The sequence below is a fragment of the Pseudomonas mosselii genome, assembly GCF_003205295.1.
In the GTDB taxonomy this organism is placed as follows: domain Bacteria; phylum Pseudomonadota; class Gammaproteobacteria; order Pseudomonadales; family Pseudomonadaceae; genus Aquipseudomonas; species Aquipseudomonas mosselii_B.
On sequence record NZ_QJRP01000062.1, the window covers coordinates 1 to 8,463 of the forward strand.

Annotated in this window: 1 protein-coding gene; it reads right to left on the reverse strand. The window is 69.8% G+C overall.

The window, feature by feature from the left end:
• Positions 1 to 8,463, reverse strand: an 8,463-nt coding sequence (locus DMX06_RS25770; protein WP_146232242.1) for a non-ribosomal peptide synthetase, incomplete at both ends; no start/stop codon positions are given.

Genomic DNA, 8,463 nt, shown 5'->3' on the forward strand with positions numbered 1-8,463 from the left:
CGGAGGTGTACATGATGTACGCCGCGCTGCCGGCGTCCACCGCCAGGCCCAGCGGCGCATCGGCGTAACCGCTCAGGTCGAGGCGGTCGAGTTCGACTCGGCGTGCGCCGTCCACCTGCGGCTGGTCGCTGTGGGTCAGCACCAGCCGCGCATGACTGTCGGCCACCATGAACGCCTGGCGCTCGGCCGGGGCATTGCCGTCCAGCGGCACGAACACCGCCGCGCATTTGCTTACGGCCAGCTGGGCCGCCAGCAGATCGAACGAACGTGGCAGCAACAAGGCTACCCGGTCACCCGCCTGTACGCCCTGTTCCAACAGGTACCCGGCCAGCCGGCTGGCCTGCCGGTCGAGCGCCTGATAGCTCCAGCGCCGCGTGCCATGGGCCACCGCCAGCGCATCCGGGCTTACCTTGGCCTGCGCCTCGAACAGGGCATGCACGGGCAGGTCGCGGGGATAGTCGCGACGGGTGGCGTTGAACTGCCGCGCGACACGCTCGCGCTCGGCGTCCGGCAAGGCGTTGATACGGTTCAACGGCGCCGCCGGCGTGTTCGCCAGGGTATCGGCCAACCGCGCCAGGGCCGTCTGCAGAAGCTGGCAGACCAGTGCCCCATCCACTTGCGGCACGGCCTGCACGGTCAGCATGAAACCGTCACCCAGGTCGTCGACGCTGACCACCAGCGGGTAGTTGCTGCGCTCATGGGCAGCCAGCAGTTCGATGCCTTGCCAGGCCTGTGCGCGCTGCGCCCCGGTGGCCGCGCTGTGGCGGTAGTTGAGCAGGCTGGTGAACAACGCCTGGGAGGCCGGCACGCCGCTGCAGCGCTGGGCCAAGGCCAGGGAGGCCTGCTCGTGTGCCAGCAGACGCGCCAGGCGTTGGTGGGTCAGGCGCACGCCGTCGACTACATCCATCCCCCCTACGCTGACCCGCAGCGGCAAGGTGTTGATGAACATGCCCAGCGCCCGCTCGGCGCCCTCGCCGCCCTGCAGGCGACCGAGCAGCACGGTGCCGAACACGACTTCCTCGCGGCCGGACAGCTGCGCCAGCACCTGCCCCCAGGCCTGGTGCACCAGGCTGGCGACGCTGATGCCCAGCAACCGTGCCTGGTGACGCAGGCGCAGGGCCAGCGGCTCGTCCAGGCGCTCGCGGTGGTCGAGCACGTGGCTGCCGTCGCCCAGCGCCCCGCGCAGGCCGAACACTTCGGTCGGCTCGTCGGTTTCGCCCAGCAGTTCGCGGAACAGCGCCTCCTGCGCCTGGCTGTCGTCACGCAGGCGCGCCTGGGCCACATAGTTGCGGTATGGCACGCTGTCACCCTCGGGCATGCGCCCCAGCAGCGCGTCGCCGACCTCGGCCACCAGCAGTTCCATGGCGGCGTGGTCGAGGAGGATATGGTGCAGCAGCAAGGTCGCCTGCAAGCGGCCCTGTTGCACTTGGCTGCTCAGGTGCATCAACGGTGCGCGGCCCAGGTCCAGGCGCAGGTTGTCCAGTGCCGGCTCAAGGTCCAGGCGCGCCTCGCGCCAGACCACCTGCACCGCTTCGTCGAGCCCCTGCCAGTGCACGCTGGTGCGCAGGATGTCGTGGCGGGCGATGACCTGGTTCAGCGCCGCGACGAAGGCCTCCAGCTCGGCTTGGCCGGCGAAGGCGAAGTTCAGTTGCAGTACGTAGGGGTCGATCTCGGCGCTGGCCAGGTGGTGGTAGAGAATGCCCTGTTGCAACGGCGCCAGGGCGTACAGGTCCTGGATATTGGCCGCGCCGCCGGGAATTCTCTGCACCAGGCTGTCGAGCGCGGCCTGCTCCAACGTCGCCAACGGCAGCATGTCGGGGCTGATGCGTGTGCAGCCCGCCGGGATACGGTTGGCCGGCACCTCCAGCGTCACCTCGCCACCCACCGCCGCCGCCAGCGCGGCCAGGCTCGGCTGACCGAACAGTACCCGCACATCCGCCGCCAGGCCGGCCTGGCGCATGCGCGCGGTCAGGGTCACGGCCAGCAGCGAGTGGCCGCCGAGCTCGAAGAAGTTGTCATGACGACCGATCCGGGCCACGCCCAGCAGTTCGCTCCACAGCTGCGCCAGCAGGGTCTCGACTTCGCCTTGCGGCGCCTCATAGGCCTGCTGCGTGGTTTCCGGCTGCGGCAGCGCCTTGCGGTCGAGCTTGCCATTGGGGCTTAGCGGCAGCGCGTCGAGGTAGGTGAACGAAGCCGGCACCATGAACTCCGGCAACTGGCCCAGCAGCGCCGCGCGCAACGTGTCCGGCGCCTGCCGGGCGCCGGTGTAGTACGCCACCAGGCGCTGCTCGCGGGCCAGCACCACCGCCTCCTTGACCCCTTCGATACGGGTCAGGCAGGCCTGAATCTCGCCCAGCTCGATCCGCAGGCCGCGGATCTTCACCTGGTCGTCGTTGCGCCCGAGGTATTCCAGGTTGCCGTCGGCCAGATAGCGGGCCAGGTCGCCGGTGCGGTACATGCGCCCGCTGGCACTAAGCGAGAACGGGTCATCGAGGAAGCGTTCGGCGGTCAACTGCTCGCGGTTGAGATAGCCTCGGGCCACCTGCACGCCGCCGATGTACAGCTCGCCGGCCACGCCCACCGGCACCGGCTGGCCGTGGGCGTCCAGGACATACAGCGCGGTATTGGCGATCGGCTTGCCGATCGGCGTGTTGTCCGGTGCCGTCACGCAGTGCCAGGCGCTGACATCCACCGCCGCCTCGGTCGGGCCGTACAGGTTGTGCAGCTCGACCTTCGGCAGCTGTGCGTGGAAACGCCTTGCCAGGCTGCCGGGCAAGGCCTCGCCGCTGCACAGCACACGCTTGAGCTGATGTGGCAGGACTTCGCCATGGGCGAGGAACACATCGAGCATCGACGGTACGAAGTGCAAGGTGCTGACCTGCTCTTCACGGATAACCTCGCGCAGGTACTCGGGGTCACGATGTCCGCCTGGGCGCGCCATCACCAGGCGCGCGCCGGTTTGCAGCGGCCAGAGGAACTCCCACACCGACACGTCGAAGCTGAACGGGGTCTTCTGCAGCACCACGTCACCGGCGCCCAGCCCATAGGCGTCCTGCATCCACAACAGGCGGTTGACCACCCCGGCGTGCTCGTTCATCACGCCCTTGGGCAGGCCGGTGGAGCCGGAGGTGTAGATCACATAGGCCAGGTGTCGCGGGGTCAGCCCGGGCACCTGTGGGGCATACGTCGGCTGCGCCTGCCAGGTCGGCCGGTCCAGGTCGACCAGCGGCGCCCGGCTCGCCTGCGGCACGTCGCGGGTGGCACCGTGCACCAGCACCGCCAGCGGCGCGCTGTCATCGAGCATGTGACGGATGCGCTCGGCCGGGTAGTCCGGGTCGACCGGCACGTAGGCGCCACCAGCCTTGAGGATGGCCAGCAGGCCGACCACCATCGACAGGCCGCGCTCGAGGCAGATCGCCACGCGCGCGTCGGGTTTTACGCCCAGCGCAATCAGGTGATGGGCCAGGCGGTTGGCCTGCTCGTCGAGCTGGCGATAGGTCAGCTCGCCTTCCTCCGCCCTCACCGCCACAGCGGTCGGGGTGCGTCGAACCTGGGCCTCGATCATGCCATGCAGGGTCTGCTCAAGGTCGTACGCCGCCGCCGTGTCGTTGAAGTCGACCAGCACCTGGCGCCGTTCCTCGGCGCTCAGCACCGGCAGCCGGACCAGCGCCTGCTGCGGATGTTGTTCGAGCGCCAGCAACAGACCGTCGAGCACCTGCAGCATCTGCGCGCAGATCCGCTGCGCGCCCACCTGGGCCGACACCTGCACGCCCAGGCGCAGGCCATCGCCGAAGTCATCGACGTTGAGGCTCAGCGGGTAGTTGGTGCGCCCTTCGCTGCCCAGGGTCTCGATCCCCTCCCAGGCCTGTGGCTGCGGCGCGGACCGGGTGCTTTGCCGGTAGTTGAGCATGGCGCTGAACAGCGGCAGCGGCGCGGCCACCTGGCTGCAGCGCTGGGCCAGGGCCAGCGAGGCGTGCTCGTGGACCAGCAGCGCCGACAGCTCGCGGTGGGTGGCCAGCACGCCGTCGCGCACGCCCAATCCGTCCAGGTTGACCCGCAACGGCAGGGTGTTGATGAACATGCCCAGTGCCCGCTCGCTGCCTTCGCCGCCCTGCAGGCGGCCCAGCAGCACGGTGCCGAACACCACGCGGTCCTTGCCGCAGGCCACCGCCAGCAGGCGCGCCCAGGCCAGGTGCACCAGGCTTGCTGTACTCACTCCCAGCTGTCGAGCCTGGTCGCGCAGACGACCATAGCGGGTGCCCTCGAACGCCACCTCGGCCTCATCGAGGGCGCGGCCATCGCCTTGCACCTCGCGCAGGCCGAACGGCAGGCTCGGCTCGTCGATATCGCCCAGGCGGTCGCGGAAGAACGACTCGTGCTCGGCCTCGCTGACGCCAAGCCGCGCCTGTGCCACATAGTTGCGATACGGCACCGAGGCCGGCAATGGTTCGGTCAGCCCCAGCAGGTAGCCGCGCAGTTCGGCCTGCACCGCCTGCATGGCGATATGGTCGAGCACGATATGGTGGAACTGCAGCACCGCCTCGACCCGCTGGCCGCCCGGCTCGGTGCGGTGCAGCAGGCGGATCAGCGGCGCCTGCCCAAGGTCCAGGCGCGCCAGGTGGGCGTCGTCGAGCGGCGCCAGTTGCAGCGGCGCCTGGCGCCAGACTACCTGCACTGGTTGCGGCAGGCCGTCCCAGAGCACTGCGGTGCGCAGGATGTCATGCCGGGCGATGACCTGCTCCAGGGCCCGGGCGAACGCCTGCAGGCGCGCCGGGCTGTCGAAGCGCAGCCGTGCGCGCAGGGCATAGGGATCGGCGCCCACGGCGCTCAAGTGCAGGTACAGGATACCCTCCTGCAGCGGCGCCAGGGGGTAGATATCCTGGACATTGGCCGCGCCGCCCGGCACCGCGGCGACGATGCGCTCGATAGCGGCCGGCTCCAGGGCCACTAGGGGCAGCATGTCCGGAGTGATATGGGTGCAGCCCGCCGGGATCCGGTTGGCCGGCACCGTCACCGCGCCGCCCTGGCCCAGCGTGGCCGCCAACGCTGCCAGGCTCGGCTGGCCGAACAGGGTGCGTACATCCACCTGCAGGCCGGCTTGGCGCAGGCGCGCGGTCAGGGTCACGGCCAGCAGCGAATGGCCGCCCAGTTCGAAGAAGTTGTCGTGCCGCCCTACCCGCTCCACGCCCAGCAGCTGCGACCAGAGCTCGGCCAGCAGCACCTCGGTTTCGCCCTGTGGCGCCTCGTACTGGCGCGCCTGCACATCCGGCAGCGGTAGCGCCTGGCGGTCGAGCTTGCCATTGGGGGTCAGCGGCCAGCTGTCGAGGTGGATGAACAGCGCCGGCACCATGTACTCCGGCAACCGCGCCAGCAATGCCTGGCGCAGCGCGTCAGCCGGCTGCGGCTCGCCACGGTGGTAGGCGACCAGGCGATCACCGCCGTGTGGATGCCGGTGGACCAGCACCAGTGCCTCGCGCACGCCGGCCACGCGGTTCAGGCAGGCCTCGATCTCGCCCGGCTCGATGCGCAGGCCGCGCAGCTTGATCTGGTGGTCGGTACGACCAAGGAACGTCAGGCTGCCGTCGGCGGCCTGGCGTACCCGATCGCCGCTGCGGTACAGCCACTCACCCTCGGCGAACGGGCTGGCGATGAAGCGTTCGGCCTGTTGCTCCGGCAACCCCAGATAGCCACGCGCCACCCCGGCGCCGCCGATATGCAGCTGGCCGGCGACGCCCCAGGGTACCGGTTGGTCGTGGGCATCGAGGACGTACAGGCGCGTGTTGTCGATGGGGTGGCCAATCGGCAACGCGCCTGATGGAATCGGTTGCCCGGGTTCCAGGGTCCAGACGCTGCAGTCGACCGTGGTTTCGGTGGGGCCGTAGACGTTGTGCAGGCGCACCTGCGGCAAACGCTGGCGAACCTGCCGGGCCAGGGCCTCGGTCAGCTCGCCACCGCCGCAGACGATATCGCCGAGGCTGACGCAAGCGGCACTGTCGTCCTGGTCGAGGAACTGCTGCAACAAGGCAGGCACAAACTGCACCACGTTGACCTGCTGCTGGCGAATCAGCGCCGCCAGGTACTGCGGGTCACGCTGGCCGTCCGGCTTGGCCAGCACCAGGCGCAGCCCGCTGCACAGCGGCCAGAACAGCTCCCACACCGAGGCGTCGAAGCTCACTGGGGTCTTGTGCAGCACCGCGCCGCCGGCCGGGAACCGGCGGGCACTCCAGTGCACCAGGTTGGCCAGGTTGCGGTGCTCGACCATCACCCCCTTGGGCAGGCCGGTGGAACCGGAGGTGTAGATCACATAGGCCAGGTGCGCGCCGTTCAGCCCAGGTACCCGTGGGTCGCTGTCCGGCTGCCCGGCCCAGCTCGGTTGATCGAGATCGACCTGCGGCAACGCCGCCTCGCCGACCAGCGCCCGCGTGCCTTGTTGCAGCAGCAGCGCTCGCGGCTGGCTGTCGGCGAGCATGTGGCCGATACGCTCGGCCGGGTAGTCCGGATCCAGCGGCACATAGGCGCCACCGGCCTTGAGGATGGCCAGCAGGCCGACCACCAGCGACAGGCCGCGCTCGACACAGATCGCCACCCGGTCGTCAGGCTGCACGCCCAGCGCGATCAGGTGGTGGGCCAGGCGGTTGGCCTCGGCGTTGAGCTGGCGATAGCTCAGTTGTCCTTCCTCCGACTGCACCGCGACCGCCTCGGGATCGCGCGCCACCTGCTGCTCGAACAACGCCTGGACGGGCTGTTCGAGATCGCCGGCCTGGACCGTCGCGCTGCAGGTCTGCAACAGATGCTCACGCTCATCGTCCGGCAATACCGGCACCGCCAGCAGCGCTTGCCGTGGCTGAGCCTCCAGACCTTCGACCATGCCCTGCAGCACGTGCCGCAATTGCCCGCAGATCCGCTGGGCCCCGACGCTCGCCGGGGTCATCGCCACCAGACGGAAGCCTTCCCCCATGTCGTCCACGCTCAAGCTCAGCGGGTAGTTGCTGCGCTCCTGGCCATCGAGGAACTCGATGCCCTGCCACTCCAGGCGCCGGTCTTCGCTCGCCGCCTGGCCATGGCGGTAGTTGAGCATGGCGCTGAACAGCGGCGCCGGGGCCGGCACGCCACTGCAACGCTGGGCCAGGGCCAGCGACGCATGCTCGTGCACCAGCAAGGCGCTCAGGCGCTGCTGGGTCAGACGTACGGCGTCCTGCAGGTTGATGTCTGCAAGGTCCAGGCGCAGCGGCAAGGTGTTGATGAACATGCCCAGGGCACGCTCGGCGCCCTCGCCGGCCTCCAGGCGGCCCAGCAGTACAGTGCCGAACACGACTCGATCAGTGCCGCTGACGGCCGCCAACAGACGGGCGAAAGCCAGGTGGAACAGGCTGGCGGGGCTGGTACCCAACTGCCGGGCCTGTTGCCGCAGCCGCGCGGCCAGGGTCTCGTCCAGCCACAGCTGGGCTTGCTCGATGGCCTGGCCGTCGCCCTGCACATCGCTCAGGCCGTAGGGCAGCGTCGGCTCGTCGATATCGCCCAGTTGCGCGCGGAAGAACGCCTCGTGCTCGGCCTGGCTGACACCCAGCCGCGCCTGGGCCACGTAGTTGCGGTAAGGCACCGGGGCCTGCAGCGGCGCGGCGCTGCCCTGCAAGTAGCCCAGCAGCTCCGCGCCGATGATCTCCAGGGCGGTGTGGTCGAGGACGATATGGTGGAACTGCAGCAGCGCCTCGATGCGCGGGCTGCCGGCCTCGTTGCGATGCAGCAGGCGGATCAGCGGTGCCCGGGCCAGGTCGAGGCGTTGCAGGTCCTGCGCATCCAGCGGCGCGACCAGCAGCGGCGCCTCGCGCCAGACCACCTGCAGCGGTTGCGCCAGGCCCTCCCAGAGCACCGCGGTACGCAGCACGTCGTGACGGCTGATGGCCTGGCGCAAGGCCCTGGCGAACGCCTCCAGGCGTGCCGGGCTGTCGAACGCCATGCGCGACTGCAGCACGTAGGGATCGTGCTCCGGCGAGCTGAGGTGGTGGTAAAGGATGCCTTCCTGCAACGGCGCCAGTGGGTAGATGTCCTGCACGTTGGCCGCGCCGCCCGGCACCGTGGCGACGATGCGCTCGATGGCGGCCGGTTCCAGCTCCACCAGCGGCAGCATGTCCGGGGTGATCTGGGTGCAGCCGGCCGGAATCCGGTTGGCCGGGACCTCGACCTGGCGGCCATGGCCCAGGGTCGCCGCCAGCGCCGCTACCGTCGGCTGACCGAACAGAGTGCGCACGTCGGCTTGCAGGCCGGCCTGACGCAGGCGCGCGGTGAGGCTTACCGCCAGCAGCGAGTGACCACCGAGTTCGAAGAAGTTGTCGTGACGACCGACCTGTTCGATGCCCAGGACTTCAGCCCAGATCGCGGCCATGGCCTCCTCGGCCGCGCCGATTGGAGCGACATAGGCCTGGCGTGCCAGGGCTGCAGGATCAGGGTCCGGCAGCGCCTTGC